At 63.8% G+C, this 15,523-nt stretch carries 10 protein-coding genes and 4 pseudogenes; 2 read left to right on the plus strand and 12 right to left on the minus strand.

Annotated elements, in window-relative coordinates:
* Positions 1 to 430 precede the first annotated feature (430 nt).
* The 4 genes and pseudogenes from ACVDG8_RS17055 to ACVDG8_RS17070 all read right to left on the minus strand — a co-directional run bounded on the left by ACVDG8_RS17055 (position 431) and on the right by ACVDG8_RS17070 (position 4,503).
* On the minus strand, positions 431 to 1,708 hold the full coding sequence (locus ACVDG8_RS17055; protein ID WP_447255708.1) for an ABC transporter substrate-binding protein: 1,278 nt from the start codon (positions 1,706 to 1,708) through the stop codon (positions 431 to 433).
* A 25-nt stretch (positions 1,709 to 1,733) separates the two neighbouring features.
* Positions 1,734 to 2,935: pseudogene (locus tag ACVDG8_RS17060) on the minus strand (PLP-dependent transferase).
* Positions 2,932 to 3,663 carry a FadR/GntR family transcriptional regulator gene (locus tag ACVDG8_RS17065; protein ID WP_447255710.1) on the minus strand — a complete coding sequence of 244 codons (732 nt, stop codon included), beginning with the start codon at positions 3,661 to 3,663 and terminating at the stop codon, positions 2,932 to 2,934. The pseudogene ACVDG8_RS17060 and the gene ACVDG8_RS17065 overlap by 4 nt, the downstream one beginning before the upstream one ends.
* 145 nt (positions 3,664 to 3,808) lie before the next feature.
* Positions 3,809 to 4,503: pseudogene (locus tag ACVDG8_RS17070) on the minus strand (DJ-1/PfpI family protein).
* A gap of 102 nt (positions 4,504 to 4,605) precedes the next feature.
* On the opposite strand from ACVDG8_RS17070, the pseudogene ACVDG8_RS17075 reads away from it, so the two are divergent.
* Positions 4,606 to 5,552, plus strand: a pseudogene (locus ACVDG8_RS17075) (GlxA family transcriptional regulator).
* 66 nt (positions 5,553 to 5,618) lie between these two features.
* On the opposite strand, the pseudogene ACVDG8_RS17080 reads toward ACVDG8_RS17075, so the two are convergent.
* From ACVDG8_RS17080 to ACVDG8_RS17115, 8 genes and pseudogenes are all read right to left on the minus strand, one after another.
* Positions 5,619 to 5,780 (minus strand): annotated as a pseudogene (locus tag ACVDG8_RS17080) (helix-turn-helix domain-containing protein); the annotation flags it as partial.
* Between the two features lie 939 nt (positions 5,781 to 6,719).
* A complete protein-coding gene (locus ACVDG8_RS17085; protein WP_447255713.1) occupies positions 6,720 to 7,625 on the minus strand; it encodes a dihydrodipicolinate synthase family protein in 906 nt (301 codons plus the stop codon).
* Positions 7,626 to 7,636: 11 nt separating this feature from the next.
* Entirely contained in the window at positions 7,637 to 9,349 is a 1,713-nt protein-coding gene (araD, locus tag ACVDG8_RS17090) for an L-arabinonate dehydratase (RefSeq protein WP_447255714.1), read from the minus strand.
* A gap of 16 nt (positions 9,350 to 9,365) precedes the next feature.
* Positions 9,366 to 10,145: an SDR family oxidoreductase gene (locus ACVDG8_RS17095; protein WP_447255715.1), complete on the minus strand. Its 780-nt coding sequence runs from the start codon at positions 10,143 to 10,145 to the stop codon at positions 9,366 to 9,368.
* 1 nt (position 10,146) lies between these two features.
* On the minus strand, positions 10,147 to 11,028 hold the full coding sequence (locus tag ACVDG8_RS17100; RefSeq protein WP_447255716.1) for an aldose 1-epimerase: 882 nt from the start codon (positions 11,026 to 11,028) through the stop codon (positions 10,147 to 10,149).
* Between the two features lie 14 nt (positions 11,029 to 11,042).
* On the minus strand, positions 11,043 to 11,993 hold the full coding sequence (araH, locus tag ACVDG8_RS17105; RefSeq protein WP_447255717.1) for an L-arabinose ABC transporter permease AraH: 951 nt from the start codon (positions 11,991 to 11,993) through the stop codon (positions 11,043 to 11,045).
* 10 nt (positions 11,994 to 12,003) lie between these two features.
* On the minus strand, positions 12,004 to 13,515 hold the full coding sequence (gene araG / locus ACVDG8_RS17110) for an L-arabinose ABC transporter ATP-binding protein AraG (protein ID WP_447255718.1): 1,512 nt from the start codon (positions 13,513 to 13,515) through the stop codon (positions 12,004 to 12,006).
* A 70-nt stretch (positions 13,516 to 13,585) separates the two neighbouring features.
* Positions 13,586 to 14,575: an arabinose ABC transporter substrate-binding protein gene (locus ACVDG8_RS17115; protein ID WP_447255719.1), complete on the minus strand. Its 990-nt coding sequence runs from the start codon at positions 14,573 to 14,575 to the stop codon at positions 13,586 to 13,588.
* 256 nt (positions 14,576 to 14,831) lie between these two features.
* Here ACVDG8_RS17115 and ACVDG8_RS17120 point away from each other — a divergent pair, with 256 nt between their 5' ends.
* Positions 14,832 to 15,521: a FadR/GntR family transcriptional regulator gene (locus ACVDG8_RS17120; RefSeq protein WP_447257368.1), complete on the plus strand. Its 690-nt coding sequence runs from the start codon at positions 14,832 to 14,834 to the stop codon at positions 15,519 to 15,521.
* Positions 15,522 to 15,523 lie beyond the last annotated feature (2 nt).

Here is a 15,523-nt window from a genome sequence, read left to right on the forward strand (position 1 = left end):
TAATGGGTGCCGGCGGCGTCGAGACGGCGCCCGCCTCTGCCCCCTTGAGGCAGGGCGATCGCATATGAGTTTTTACGAAGAGGACCCCCACCCTAACCCTCCCCACAAGGGGGAGGGAACGCTGCCGCATGCAACCCTTTTTGGCATCGAACCTAGGCGATTTGGGGAGATCAGCGCCTACCAAGTCTCCCTCCCCCTTGTGGGGAGGGGTTAGGGGTGGGGGTCCTCTTCGTAAAAACTCATATGCTATCGCCCTGCCGTTCACGGGGAGAAGGCGCCGGTTCACCCTCCGTAGCTGCAGGACAGCTGCTGCGGAGGATGGGCAGGCAGATGAGGGGCAGCGCTAACCTATCTGAAGCAGACGCTGCCCCTCATCCGGCCCTATCGGGCCACCTTCTCCCCGTGAACGGGGAGAAGGGGAAGGCCTGTGCTACTTCTTGTTCTTGGCCAGCCAGTCCTGCTGTTCCTTGGTCAGGAACTTGGCCCATTCGTCAGCGACGTCCTTGGCCTGCTTCTGGCCAAGCAGCACTTCCTGGAAGTTCTTGATCGCCACCTGGTCGACGAAGTTGCCGAGGTTCTCCAGATGCGTCGGCGGCGTCACCATTTCATATTTGGAAGTGTCGCTGAGCTCGATGAACCAGCCCTTGAACTGCTCCGTCTTGAAATGGGGATCCTGGTCGGCGCCCTTGTGGATCGGGACGACGCCGACCTCCTTGGCCCATTCCAGATTGTCCTTCGGCGACAAGAGCGTCGCCATCAGCTTCCAGGCGTCGTCCTTGTGCTGGGAGTTGGCAAACATCGCCCAGCCGGCATAGCCGAGCGTCGGGTAGGACTTGCCGCTTGGGCCGACAGGCAACGGCGCCACGGCGAAGTCGTCGGCGCTCATCTTGTCGGCGATGCCGAGCAGCGCGTCCGGATCCTGGTTGAGCATGGCGCAGGTGCCGGAATAGAAGCCGGTCACCGTCTCGTTGAAGCCCCAGCTCACGGAGTCCTTGGGCGCCAGGCCGTTCTTGTACATGTCGGCCAGCATCTGCAGGCCCTTGATCGACCCTTCATCGTTGATGGTCGAGACACCGTCATCGGTGAAGTAGCCGCCCTTGCCGTCGGCGATGTTCATGAACATGTGCATGCCGTTGAAAGCGCCGGGGCCGCCGCGCAGGCAGTAGCCGTATTTGCCCGGAATGGCGGAGATCTTCTTGGAGTCGGCGACGAAGTCATCGAGCGTGGCCGGCGGGCCGTCGAGGCCGGCTTGCTTGAACAGCTTCTTGTTCCAGAACAGCGCGTTCACATAATAGCCGTAGGGGATCATGAACTGGGTGTTGTTGACGGTCGAGCCGAATTGCTTGGCGCGGTCGCCAAGCGTCTTGGCGTCGTCCCACTTGGCCATGTAGGGCCCGAGATCCTCGAGCTGGGCGTTGTTGGCGTAAAGGCCCATCCAGCGCTCAGGCATCTCGACGACATCGGGCGTGTCGCCGGCCTGCACCATGGTCAGGAATTTCTCGAACGCCTGGCCCCAGGGCAGCGAGATCACTTCCACCTTGATGCCCGGGTTGGCGCCCTCGAATTCGGCGATCTGCTTCTTCAGGAATTCGGTGCGCGGCGGGCTGGTGATGACCTCGACCAGCTTGATGGTGGTGTCGGCCAGCGCGCCGCTGGCGGAAATCGCCAGACCGGCCACGGTGGCAAGCATGATGCTCAGTCTCTTCATGTTCAAAACTCCCATTTTGGACGTGTTATTTTTTTGCTTTGTCGAAGGCTTGGGCAATGTCGGCCCAAAGGTCCTCGACGCTCTCCAATCCGACATTGAAGCGGATGGTTCGGGGGCTGACGCCGAAGCGTGCCATCGAATTGATGCCCGGCGTCTGCTCGAGCGAGGCCTTTGCCGGCACGACCAGGCTTTCATGGCCGCCCCAGCTGACGCCGATGCGGAACAGTTTCAGCGCGTCGACGAAAGCGGGAATGTCGACATCCTCCGTCACCTCGAAGGAGAACAGTCCGCCATAGCCGGCTAAGGTCTTCTTGCCGGGATGGTTGGAATAGGTGGGGTGGTTGACCCGCTCGACCTTGCCATGCGCCTTCAGCCGGTCGGCGATAGTCAGCCCGCTCTTCATGTGATGCGGCAATCTGAGCGGCAGCGTGCGCAGGCCGCGCAGCAAAAGCCAGCCCTCGAAGGGTGAGAGCTTGGCGCCAAGCTGGGAATAGGTCTGCTCGTTGATGTGCCTGATATGCGCTGCCGAACCCGCCACCACGCCGGCGACGGTGTCGCTGTGGCCGCCCAGATATTTCGAGGCCGAATGCAGCACCAGATCGACGCCATGCAAGATCGGCTTCTGGAACACCGGCGTTGCCCAGGAATTGTCGATGGTGGTGACGATGCCATGCTCCTTGGCCAGCCGCGTCAGATGCGCCAGGTCCTGCAGCTCGAACATCATCGAGGTCGGGCTTTCAAGATAAAGCAGCTTGGCGCCGGGAAGTGCGGCAGCAACCGCGTCCGGATCGCCGCCGTCGACATAGTCTACTTTGATGTTGAGGCGCGGGAACAGCCGCTCGAACAGCCGGTAAGCGTCTCCATAGCAATTGCGCACGGCAACGATGCGCTCGCCCGCACCGACAAAGGCCAGCAGCGTGGCGCTGATCGCAGCCATGCCGCTCGAGAAGCCGCGCGCGGCTTCAGCACCCTCAAGGCCGCGACACGCGCCTCGAACTCCATCACCGTCGGATTGTCGCCGCGCGAATAGGTCGGCTGCTTCCTGCGGCCGGCAAAGGTGTCGGCCATGTCGGCATAGCTGGCGAAGGTGAAGAGCGATGTCTGGTAGATCGGCGGCACCACGGCGTTACCGGGAAACGGATCGTCATGCGCAAGCAGGGTCGCCGCCTCGGCGAGATAGTCGCTCGCCAGGGAAGCCGGGTCGAAGGTGTTTGGCTGTTCGTTCATCTGCGATCCGAAAGTTTGAGGTTGGCGGCGCCGCGCTTCAAATCGTCCTCGACGGTGGCCATGAGCTTCAGCGCCTCGGCACGGGCGCCATCGGGGTCATGCGCGGCGATGCGCTCGAAGATGGTGCGGTGATAGGGGAAGCTGGCATGGCCGAAATCGCGCACGCCGAGCGGATGCTCCCAGAAGCGATGGAAGAGCTCGTGCATGGCGGCGATGATCTGCTCGAACAACGGATTGCCGGAGGCGCGGTAGACCGCCTGGTGGAACTCCCAGTCCTCTTCGGACGACATGCCGGCGCGGGTGCGAAACGCCTCTTCCATGATGTCGAGCTTGCGCTCGATCTCGGCGATCTCGGCCTTGCCGGCGCGGACGGCGCAAAGAGCGGCCGCCTCGGCTTCCAGCGCACGGCGGATCTCCAGCGTGCGCATCAGCCCGGTGAAGTCGTTGCCGCCGGCCAAGGTCAGCGGCATATGCAGCATGTCAGCGGAAACGGCGGCCTTGAGATAAGTGCCCGAGCCTTGCCGCCTTTCGACGAGACCCAGCCCCTCCCAGCGCGTCAATGCCTCGCGCACCGTGTTGCGGCTGACCTTGAGGCGTTCGGCCAGGATGCGCTCGGTCGGCAGCTTGCCGCCCGGCCCCAGCGCCTCCTGCCGCACGAACCCCACCAACGCCTTCAGCACCGCGTCGTCGCGGGCTGTCGTCTGGATGGGCGGCAAGAGATCGGTCACGCCGAAGCTGTCCAAAAATGGTTCAATGGTCCAACCAATTTCTGCACATGCAAACGGATGTGTCAACAGCCGAAACGCGACAAGGCCGAACGGCGCGGATATCCGCCATTCGGCCCTGACGCCTCAGCCTTGGATGCGCCGGCGCCTATGCGATCTTGGCTGCCGCGCCGGCACCGCGCCAGCGCGCGAACATTTCCTCGCGAACCCGCCGCGAAGCCGCGAGCCGCTCCTTTGCCTGCGCCAGGATCGCCGGCGAGGCCTCGGCCGGCGTGCCCGATTGGAAGGGGGAGCCGGAGCATATTCGAGCGAGAGCTGCACGATCTCGGCTTCTGCCTGTCCGAGAAGCCTCGCGACCAGCGCCAGACCGAAATCGATCCCCGAGGTCACTCCGCCTGCGGTGATCAGCTTGCCGTCTTCCACGATACGCGCATCGACCGGGATCGCCCCGAACTCTTCAAGGAAATCATGCGCGTACCAGTGCGTGGTCGCCCGCTTGCCCCGCAGCAGCCCGGCCGCGCCGAGCACCAGCGCGCCGCTGCACACCGAGGTGATATAGCGAACCTGCGCCGCGCGTTGCCAAACGAAATCGAGCACTGCCTGGTCCTCCAGCAGCACGTTGACGCCGCCTCCGCCTGGAATGCACAGCACGTCGAGAGGCGGGCAATCGTCGAAGGTCGCCGTCGGCGTGAGGGAGAGACGCGTCGACGACATCACCGGATTGCGATCCTTCCAGATCAGATCCACCTCGGCGCCCTTGGCCGATGCCACGACTTCGTAGGGGCCGGTTAGGTCGAGCTGTTGAACATTGGGAAATACGAGAATGCCGAAACGAAGGGCCATGGAAATCTCCGTGGGTTGACTCGGGACAGGTTGACTCCGGGCAATCTACGGCATCATGGTTTGGCAGGATTGCCATTCATCCCTCGTTTCAGGCCAAACCAAATGCGCCGTGTCGAAGTGCTTGCTTATCCCGACGTTCAATTGCTCGACGTCAGCGGACCGCTTCAGGTTTTCGCCAGCGCCAACGACTTCAGGATGCAGGCCGGCGAACCAGCGCCTTACGAAGTCCTGGTCGTCGCCGCCTCGCCGCGGATCAGGACATCGGCCGGTCTCGTGCTGGAGGCTGCGGCGCTGCCGGCGCACGGGTCGGAGATCGACACACTGGTCGTGCCCGGCGGGTGGGGCGTCAACGCCGCCTGTGAGGATCGCGAGTTGGTCGATTGGCTGACCGAGCGCTCGCGTGATGCCACGCGCACCGCCTCTGTCTGCAGCGGCGCCATGCTGCTGGCAACTGCAGGACTGCTCGACGGCCGTCGCGCGGTTACCCATTGGGGACGCTGCGCGGAGTTCGCACGACGCTTTCCGGCGGTCCGCCTCGAACCCGATCCGATCTTCATCCGTGACGGCAATATCTGGACATCAGCTGGCGTAACGGCTGGCATCGATCTCGCTTTGTCTCTCGTCGAAGCCGACCTTGGCCGGCATATGGCGCTCAGCGTGGCGCGCGAGTTGGTGGTCTTCATGAAACGTCCCGGCGGCCAGGCGCAATTCAGCCAAACCCTGAAGCTGCAGCAAGGCGACGGGCGCTTCGACCGGCTGCACGGCTGGATCCTCGACAATCTGGCCGGCGACCTGTCGCTGGCGCAATTGGCCGACCACGCCAATATGAGCCCGCGCAGTTTCTCGCGCCGCTATCTCGAGGCCACGGGTCGGACACCTGCCCGCGCGATCGAGGAAATCCGCATCGAGGCGGCGCGGCGGATGCTGGAGCGCGGCCAGCCCGTCAACCGGACGGCACGCCGCTGCGGGTTCGGCTCGGAAGAGACGATGCGGCGCGGCTTTTACGCGTCCTCGGCACCAACCCGCGCGACTACCGCGAGCGTTTCTGATCGCGACTGCTCGCGCCAGGCAGCCGGGTTATGCGCGGTGACGCGGCGGAACTCGCGATTGAAGTTCGATTTCGTCTGGAAGCCGGATTCAAGCATTGCCGCGGTTACCGACATGTCGGTCTCGCCGAGCAGCCGGCAGGCTTCGGCAATGCGGAAGTCGTTGATGAACTGCGAGACGTTCTTGCCGGCCAGACGATTGACCGCGCCCGATATCTGGCGGGCCGGCACCCCACGCGGCGCGCCAGCCGCGACAAGGTCAGGTTCTCGTCACGCGCCAGCTTCTGCTCGACCAGCAGCTTGCGGACCCTTTCGAGGACCTCGCGATCCTGTGCCGTCGTGGATGATTTTTCGGCCTCCTCGGCGGCGGCGGATTGAGGCTGCGCGCGAGCAGCGACGATGGCCGTGAGGCCGATCAGCAGCAGGCCGAGAAAGTTTGCGTTGCCGACGAGGAAGGCCGCGTTATCGCCCTTGCTCCATGCGAAGTCCATGAACACCGCGAAGTCGAAGAAGGCCGAGAGACAAAGCGACAAGGCGGCGATGACGAGTGCGCGATGCGCGGCGACCGCGCCGTCGATGCGCGCCTCGTCCAGCGCATCGGGACCGGCGCGGCCGAGATCGAGCAGGGCCAATGCATAGCCGACAAAGATCACGATCAGGGCAGCATCGATCAAGCCCGGGGCAAACATCACCAACCCAAGCATCAGGACAGGCGGGGCCGCATGCAGCCAACGTATGCTGCTTGCCTGCGCTGCGCCGCGATGGATCAGACTGCGAAACCCGGCCAGAACGATCGGCGGCAGGGAGCTCGCAACCACCGGCAGCACATATCGCACCTGCGTCATGTCGTAGCCCCAGCGCAGACCGAGAAGCACCGACTGCAGCGCGCAAAGGCCGACCAGGGCAAGGAACGGCCGGCTCGGCCGCTCGGCGCGCAGCATCCGGACAAGCAAGATCAGCAGCAGCAGCGCGACGACAAAAGGAAGCGGAACGAAGATCACGGCGCTCTCAAGGGACAATCAGACGCAGTGATAGTGGCCCAGATCGCGACTGAGAACGACCTCGATCACGATCGAGGACGCTTTTCGGCACCTCTCACGGCAAATCATCGCCGGTCTTCCAACCGAGCGAGGATTCCATGACACTTTCCCGCATTCTCCCTGAGCCGGACTATCCCGACAATTTACCCAAACGGAAAGCGAAGCGCTCGACCATCGCAAGGCCAACCTCGGTCGGCCGCATTGCCGGCGCCCGATCGTGTATCGGGATGCCGGCGCGGGCTCCAAACAGCCGCTTGCCGTAGCAGATCAGGTTCTCGATGCCTTGCATGACGAAGACGGCCGCGGGCAGCATTTTTGCATACTCGGCCTCGGCCGCGGCTTCTTTGCCGGCGCGGAATGCTTCAAAGGCGCGCACGGCATGGTCGATACAGTCCGGCGCCAGGATCATGCCCCGGCAGCCGATACGAAAGTTGTCGATCAACTCCAGCCCGCCGCGCCCGTTGAGAACGGGAATCCGGCCCTCGGTGCGCTCGATCAAGCCGGCAATGTCGGTGACCGGCCCCTCGCCCTTGATCAGCCTTATGTTGGGATACAGCGTGACGAGTTCGCGGATTTCATCGGATGTCAGGCCGCGCCCGAAAAAGGCCGGCGCGTTCTGGATCGCCACCGGCAATTCGGTCGCCTCGGCGACACGGCCGAAGAAGCGGATATATTCCGCCGCGCCATAGGAGCCGCCGAGCGGCGGCTGCAGGATCACCCAGTCGGCGCCGACGCTTTCGGCGTGGCGGACCTGCGCGGCCTGCTCGGCCACCGACGCGCCGAAGATGGTGAAGGCGAGTGGCACTTTGCCGGCGGTATCCTCGGCCGTCCAGTCCATGATCGTTCGACGCTCGGCCTCGGTCAGCTTGGCGACTTCCGTCGCCAGTCCGAGCGCCGCCATGCCATGCACGCCCGTGGCCAGGCAGATCTCGACCTGCCGGCGCATCGCCGCGCGGTCCAGCCGTTCGTTCTCGTCGAAGAGCGCGTAGAGAATGGCGTGAATGCCATGGATATCATCAGGTCGAAATTTCGGCATCCTGCTCGACCTCAATGGCTCTCGCGCGGAATGGCGTGACCACGGTTGCCGACGAGGAAATCAAGGTCGGCGCCACGATCCGCCTGCAGCACATGGTCGATATAGAGACCCAGGTAGCCGCCGCGCATTGCCGGCACGGGCGGCTGCCAGGATTGACGCCGCCGCGCCAGTTCCTGCTCCGACACGTCGAGATGCAGCTTTCGCGCCTCGACATCGAGCTCAATGACGTCGCCGCTCCTGACCAGAGCTAACGGGCCGCCGACAGCCGCTTCTGGTGCCGCATGCAGCACGACCGTACCGAAGGCGGTGCCGGACATGCGGGCGTCGGAAATGCGGATCATATCTCGGATGCCCTGCTTCAGGAGCTTCTGCGGCAGCGCCATGTTGCCGACCTCGGCCATGCCGGGATAGCCCTTCGGGCCGCAATTCTTCAGCACCATGATCGACGTCTCGTCGATGTCGAGCGCGGGATCGTCAACACGCGCCTTGTAGTCGTCGATATCCTCGAACACGACGGCACGGCCGCGATGCTTCATCAGGGCGGGAGACGCCGCCGACGGCTTGATGATGGCGCCGTCGGGCGCCAGATTGCCGCGCAGCACCGCGATGCCGCCGCGCGACGTGAGCGACTTGTCACGCGGGCGGATCACCTCGGGATTGTAGTTCTGGGCGTCGGCAATGTTCTTGCCTACGCTCTTGCCCGTGACGGTCAAAGCATCGAGATCGAGCATATCTGCGATCTCCTTCATGACCGCCGGAATGCCGCCGGCATAGCAGAAATCCTCCATCAGGAAGCGGCCCGACGGCATCAGGTCGAGGATGGTCGGCACATCGCGACCGTAACTGTCCCAATCGTCCAGTGTCAGCTCTGTGCCGACACGGCCGGCGATGGCCAGCAGATGCACGACGGCATTGGTGGAGCCGCCGATGGCGCCATTGACCCGGATCGCGTTGGCGAAGGCCTGCTTCGTGAGGATCGCGGATGGGCAGAGATTCTCATTGACCATCTCGACGATGCGCCGCCCCGTCATGCGGGCGATGCGGTTGCGGCGCGCGTCGACCGCCGGATAGGCGGCATTGCCAGGCAGCGCCAGGCCGAGCGCCTCGACCATCGAGGCCATGGTCGAGGCCGTCCCCATCGTCATACAGTGGCCGGGCGAGCGCGACATGGCGCCTTCGGCATTGGCGAAATCCTGTTCGCTCATCATGCCGGCGCGCACGTCCTCCGAGAATTTCCAGACGTCGGTGCCGGAGCCGATCTCGCGACCCTGGAAGCGGCCGTTGAGCATCGGCCCGCCGGAAATGACGATCGAAGGCAGGTCGCAGGAGGCAGCACCCATGACCAGCGAGGGCGTGGTCTTATCGCAGCCGGCCATCAGCACGACGCCATCCATCGGATTGCCGCGGATCGCTTCCTCGACATCCATTGAGGCGAGGTTGCGAAACAGCATCGCCGTCGGCCGCAGATTGGATTCGCCGCAGGAGAACACCGGGAATTCCAACGGCAGGCCGCCGGCCTCAAGCACGCCGGCCTTGATGTGCTCGATCAGGCCGCGAAAATGCACATGGCAGGGCGTGAATTCGGAGAAGGTGTTGCAGATGCCGATCACCGGGCGGCCGTCGAAGGCATCATCGGGCAGGCCGTTGTTCTTCATCCAGCTGCGGTGGATGAAGGCATCCTTGCCCTGCCCGCCGAACCAGTACTGCGATCGTCTCTTGGTCATGGCTGTTCCCTGACGCTCAAGCGGGATGTTGCAGCTGGCTAAGGCCGCCATCGACGACGAGGGTCGCCGCGTTCATGAACGGGCACTCGTCGGAAATCATGAACAGCGCCGCAAGCGCGATCTCGCGCACCGATGCGATGCGGCCACCGGGGTGCAGCGCCATGGTGTTGGCGCGCGCCACCGCCGGATCAGGGAAACTGTTCCAGTAGTCGATGGCCTTCTGCGTCTCGACATAACCGGGCGCCAACGCATTCACGCGCACACCCTGCCCCGCATATTCGAGCGCAAGCGATTTGGTCAGGCCGAGCAGTGCGTGCTTGGCGACCGGATAGGGGAAGGTGTGCGGGATGATGGTGAAGCTGTGCGTCGAGGCGATGTTGAGGATGGCGCCGCCGCCATTGGCGATCATGCCCGGCAATACCGCCTTGCTGCAGTTCCAGGCGCCCTTGACGTTGACATCGAAATTGCGGTTCCACTCCTCCTCGGTCGCCTCGAGCGGTGTCGAGAACACATTCATCCCGGCATTGTTGATCAGCGCGTTGACGGGTCCGATCTCATCGCCTGCTTGTCTGACTGCCGCAACAATCGCGACGCTATCGCTGATATCGGCGGCGACATGCCCGACAGATCCGCGCGGCGCGGCAAGGCCGGTGACCGTCTTGTCCAGCAGGGCGCCGTCGCGGTCGACCAGGAACAGCTTTGCCCCTTCGGCAAGGCAGGCCTCGGCGATGGCAAGTCCTATGCCTTGCGCGGCACCGGTAAGAAATATCCGTTTGCCTGAAAGGCGCTCAGTCATATCATTCACTCCAGTCGAAGACTGTCATCGCAAATCCGGCACCAAGGCTTTCGCCCGGCGACAATATCTTCAATCCCATCGGGTCGGTATCGACATGCCTTAACGCGTTTGGGGTGTGGCTCATCGGCTCGAAGCAGAAAAAGCTGCGATCATCGTCCGGCGCATAGAGCATGTAACGGCCAAGCTCCCGGGTCGCCTCGATATCGAGACCGAGCCGATGTTCGGGCCAGACAATGCGCGCGGCACCGCTCCAGCCTTCGAAGGCATTGTTCAGCCAGCGGTCCGGCAGCCGGCGCGGCGTGGCGAAGTCGACATCGCCGGCAACAGCGATCCGCTCGCCGGGCAGGTGTCCGCCGCGTTCGCTCCACCAGTCGCTCGCCGGTGCAAGAAGCGTCGTCAGCGGCGTGCGCGGAAAGAACGGATGAAAGCCGAGCCCGAACGGCAGAGCCGTCTCGTCGATGTTGGTGACGGAGAGCGCGAGGTCCAGCCGCGCTCCGGCAAGACGGAACGATTGCCGCGCACGGTAGGCAAAAGGCGCGCCCTCGCCTGCGGGCTTGTCGAAGCTCAGTTCGGCCCGATCGGCGCGGCGTTGCTCCACCGTCCAGACACCGAGCCAACCGTCACCATGAATGTACAAGGGATCGGCGCTGTTGCGAGCAAACTGGAACGCGCGGCCGCAGAAGGAGAAAGCGTTAGCTTCGACGCGGTTGCCTATCGGCACCAGCGGGAAACAGGCGCAATCGCCGACGTCGAATTCGGCCTTACCTCTGTAAGGGCGCAGGAACGGCACGCCATCAGCCGTAAGCGCCTCGACGATTGCGCCGCCAAGCGGGCTGATCCTGACGCTCAACCGATCGTTTTCGATGCGGATCGAGGACGGCATGTCGCTTCCCCGGCTCAGCGCCGCCCCAATGCCGACGAACGCAGATTGTCGAGCAGCACGGCAAGCAGAAGGATCACGCCGCGCACGATGTACTGGTAGAAGGCCGGGATGTTGAGCAGGTTCATGGCGTTCTCGGCGATGCCCATGATCAGCACGCCGACGATGACGCCCGACATCGTAGCGCGGCCGCCGGCGAGCGACACGCCGCCGAGCACGCAGGCCGAGATGACCGAGAGCTCCAGCCCGACCGCCGCGTTGGGCTGGCCCGACGTGATGCGCGAGGCCAGCAGAATGCCGGCGATGCCGCAGACGACGCCCTGCAGCGCGAAAATCCAGATGCGCGTCCGGTCGACATTGACGCCGGCGAGGCGCGAGGCTTCCGGATTGCCGCCGATGGCCAGCGTGTTCTTGCCGAAGACGGTGCGGTTAAGGACGAAGCCGAAGATGCAAAACAGCACGGCCAAAACCCAGACTGGCGTCGGAATGCCGAGCAGCTTCGACAGCGCCAGCTGATAGAAATCCGGACTGTTGATTCCCACCGCACGTCCGTCGGACGCGATCAGCGCCATGCCGCGCACGATCTGCATGGTCGCCAGCGTCGTGATCAGCGCGTTGATGCGGAATTTGGCGATGACGACGCCGTTGATGAAGCCGACAAAGGCGCCGCAGGCGATCGCCGCCAGAAGCCCGAGCAGGATCGAACCGGTATAATTCGACGCCATCACCGCGACCATGCCGGCGAAGGCGACGATCGAGCCGACCGACAGATCGAAGTCGCGCGCCGCGAGGCAGAACATCATGGTGCAGGCGACGATGCCGACGGTTACCACCGACTGCAGCAGGCCGAGCATATTGCGGTCGGTGAGGAAGTTCGGCACCAGCAGCGACACTACAGCGAAGGCGACGACGAAGATGACGACGAGGCCCTGTTCGCCGAGCAAAAGCCTCTTCAATTGGTCGGTCATGCCAAAATCCTCAGGATGCGATCGCGTCGGGTGTTTTCTGATCGGGAAGGGCGGCGGCCAGGATCGCCTTCTCCGCGAACTGGTCGCGCGCGAGCTCAGCGCCGATGCGCCCGCCGCACATAACCAGGATGCGGTCGCAAATGCCCATCACTTCCGGCAGTTCGGATGAGACGACGACGATCGCCATGCCGTCCTCGGCAAGCTGGTAGAGCAGTTCGTAGATTTCCGACTTGGCGCCGACATCGATGCCGCGCGTCGGCTCGTCGACGATGAGGACGCGCACGCCCTGCTCCGACAGCCAGCGACCAAGGATGACCTTCTGCTGGTTGCCGCCGGAGAGGTTGATGATGTCCTGCTTGCGCGACGGCGTGCGCACCTTGAGCTTCTTGATGAAGGTTTCGGCAGTGGCGATCTCGCTGGCGCGGTTCAGCACCCCGAAGCGCGTGCGATGGCGCCGCGACGAGATGTTGATGTTCTCCTCGATCGAGCGGCCCTGGATGATGCCGTCATGCTTGCGGTCTTCCGAACACAGCACGATGCCGGCGCGGATCGCTTCATGCGGATCGGTGGCATGAACGACTTTTCCGTCGACGCTGATGATGCCGCCGGAGCGCGGGTCGGCGCCGAAGACCAGCCGCATCAGCTCGGAACGCCCCGCGCCGATCAGACCGAAGAAGCCGACGATCTCGCCGGCGCTGGCCTCGAAGCTGGCCGGCGTCTTCAGCTTTGCCCCGGAAAGCGCCTCGACCTTGAGGCGGACATCGCCCGTCTTGCGCGGGCGAAAACCCCAGATGTCGGAGATTTCGCGGCCGACCATTTCGGCGACGACCTGGTCGCGGGTGACACCTTTCAATGATGCGTGGTGCGCCGCGAGCTTGCCGTCGCGCAGCACCGTCAGGCTGTCGCAGAGCCGGAACACCTCGTCCAGCCGGTGCGAGACGTAGATGATGACCTTGCCCTCGCCGCGCAGGCGGTCGATCAGGGCAAACAGGATTTCGCTTTCGCGCGAAGACAGCGACGAGGTCGGCTCGTCCAGCGCGATGACACGCGCGTCGAGCATCACCGCCTTGGCGATCTCGACCATCTGGCGCTCGCCGATCGAGAGTGTCTTGACCTTGCGGCGCATGTCGATGTCGATGCCTGCGGATTTCAGCTTGGCGCCAACGTCTTCGAGCATCTGGCGGCCAGCGATGATGCCGGCGCGGGCTGGAAAACGGCCAAGGCTGAGGTTTTCGGCAACGGTCAGTTCGGGGACGAGTTGCAGTTCCTGGTGGATGACGATGACGCCATTGTCGAAGGCATCCCTGGTCGATGAATACGCCTGGACCTTGCCGTCGATGCTTATTTCGCCGGCGTCGGCGTGCTGGTCGCCCGACAGGATCTTGATCAGCGTGGATTTGCCGGCGCCGTTCTCACCCATCAGCCCGTGCACGGCGCCCTTGTCGACGCCGAAGGAGACGTCCGACAGCGCCTTGACGCCCGGATAGGTCTTGGCGATGCGCGAGAAGTCGAGAAACGACACGGGCGTCGATCCTTCTGTGTCACGACAAAAAGGCGGCGGGATGAGCCGCCGCCTGTTTGTACAGGGAGGATTATTCGATGCCGAGGCCCTGGCGGACTTTTTGGTAATCGTCGCGCTTGGCGAGCGCACCCGAAGTCAGCGTCAGCTTGGCCGGTTCCTTGTTGTTGGCGACCCAGTCGTACATGTTGAGCGCCGTCTCGTAGCCGTGACGCTTTGGCGAGATGATCACCGTGCCGACAAAGCCGGTCGCGGTCGGCTTCTTGAACTCGTTGATCGCCGAATCCGCGCCACCGATGCCGACGCCGATCACGTTGTCTGCCGGAATGCCGACGCTTTCGGAGGCGCGCACGGCGCCGAGCACGGCTTCGTCATTGAGGCCGAAGGACACCCACTTCTTGATGTCGGCATGGGCGTTGAGCACAACTGTCGCGGCATTCAGCGCTGCTTCGGTGTCGGTCTTGGCTTGCGGCGCATCGAAGATGTTCTCGGCCTTGAAGCCGTTGGCCTTGAGCACCGAGATGGCGCCTTCGACACGGTCGACGGCGGTCGGCAGCTGGTCGTAGGAGACTCGGATGGCGCCGACCTCGTCGGCCTTCCAGCCGCGCGCCTTCATTTCATCGACGATGGCCTGGCCGACGGCCTCGCCGATCTTGGTCGCCGAGATGCCCATATGCGGCACGTCTTCCAGCGCCTTGCCGTCGGCGCCGACCAGGCGGTCGTCGACGGTCATCAGCTTGAGATTGTTGGCGGCGGCCTTGGCGACGATGCCGGGGCCGAGCTTCACGTCTGGCGTGCAGACGATGAAGCCCTGCGCGCCCTGGGCGCCGAGATTGTCGATGGCCGACATCAGTTTCTCGCCGTCCTCGGCGCCGATCTTGACCAGGGTAAAACCCTTTTCCTTGGCTGCCTGGTCGGCGAACTTCCATTCGTCCTGGAACCACGGTTCCTCGGGCTGTTTGACGATAAAGCCGATCTTGGTGTCCTGAGCATAAGCGGCGATGGTCGTGACGGACAGCACGGCAAGCGCGCCCGCGACGAGCGCGGTCTTCAAAAGTCGCATGATTACCTCCCAGCGATAGCCGGGCGCTCAGCCCGGCAGCAGGAGTCTCTAATTGTTTTTATCATACTCGTCAATTGATCTGGTATGATAATTAAGCTACATGCTCTGACCAGGGATCGCTGGCGCAAATCAATCGCATCCGGTATGGCCGGGCCGGTTGCGCGAACCAGCAGGTTCGCCGCCTTGGAGGAGGGCTGAGGTGACCGAGACGTCTAAGAAGGGACAAGGCGACGCGGCCACTCGCCGCCCGCGCGTCATGCCCGATGTGACCAAGGCGCTTGCCTCGGACATCTTTTCGGGACGCTATCCGGCCGGCTCCTCCTTGCCGACCGAGAACGAACTCGGCGTCGAATATGGCGTCAGCCGCACCGTCATCCGCGAGGCCCTGAAGGTGCTGGCCGCCAAGGGCCTGGTGCTGTCGCGGCCACGCGTCGGCACCATCGTCTGCAACGAGGACGACTGGAACATCATCGACCCGCAAGTGTTGGCCTGGCATGCGCCGCATGCGCTGGACGACAAGCTGTTCGACGCCATTCTCGAAACGCGCCGAGCGATCGAACCGCTTGTCGCCGAACTCGCAGCGGCCCGAGCGACGTTGCAGGAGATCGCCGATCTCGAAGCGGCATGGCGCGGCATGGCCGGTGCCGGCGAGGACCTCGCCGCCTTCTCACGCAGCGACATAGCCTTCCACCAGATCCTTTATGCGGCAAGCCACAACCCGATCTTCCGGCAGATCGGCAATCTGATCGACACCGGGCTCAAATTCTCGCTGGAGGCAACGGCGGTGATATCGCTCGACCGGCGCATGGAAGCCGTTGCGGCGCACCGTGAGGTGGTCGAAGCGTTGCGCATGCGCGACGCCGACGCCGCGGGCGGCGCGGCGAACAATATCCTCGATCTGGCGGCGCGCGATCTCGTCAGCGCCAAGAAACTCAAGAACAACTGAGA

The sequence above is a fragment of the Mesorhizobium sp. ORM8.1 genome (genome assembly GCF_053005525.2).

Excerpts from the sequence above, each read along its gene's own strand:
- ACVDG8_RS17095 (WP_447255715.1), bottom strand. The coding sequence starts at position 10,145 with ATGACTGAGCGCCTTTCAGGCAAACGGATATTTCTTACCGGTGCCGCG.
- ACVDG8_RS17100 (WP_447255716.1), bottom strand. The coding sequence starts at position 11,028 with ATGCCGTCCTCGATCCGCATCGAAAACGATCGGTTGAGCGTCAGGATC.
- araH (WP_447255717.1), bottom strand. The coding sequence starts at position 11,993 with ATGACCGACCAATTGAAGAGGCTTTTGCTCGGCGAACAGGGCCTCGTC.
- araD (WP_447255714.1), bottom strand. The coding sequence starts at position 9,349 with ATGACCAAGAGACGATCGCAGTACTGGTTCGGCGGGCAGGGCAAGGAT.
- ACVDG8_RS17115 (WP_447255719.1), bottom strand. The coding sequence starts at position 14,575 with ATGCGACTTTTGAAGACCGCGCTCGTCGCGGGCGCGCTTGCCGTGCTG.
- ACVDG8_RS17055 (WP_447255708.1), bottom strand. The coding sequence starts at position 1,708 with ATGAAGAGACTGAGCATCATGCTTGCCACCGTGGCCGGTCTGGCGATT.
- ACVDG8_RS17120 (WP_447257368.1), top strand. The coding sequence starts at position 14,832 with ATGCCCGATGTGACCAAGGCGCTTGCCTCGGACATCTTTTCGGGACGC.
- ACVDG8_RS17085 (WP_447255713.1), bottom strand. The coding sequence starts at position 7,625 with ATGCCGAAATTTCGACCTGATGATATCCATGGCATTCACGCCATTCTC.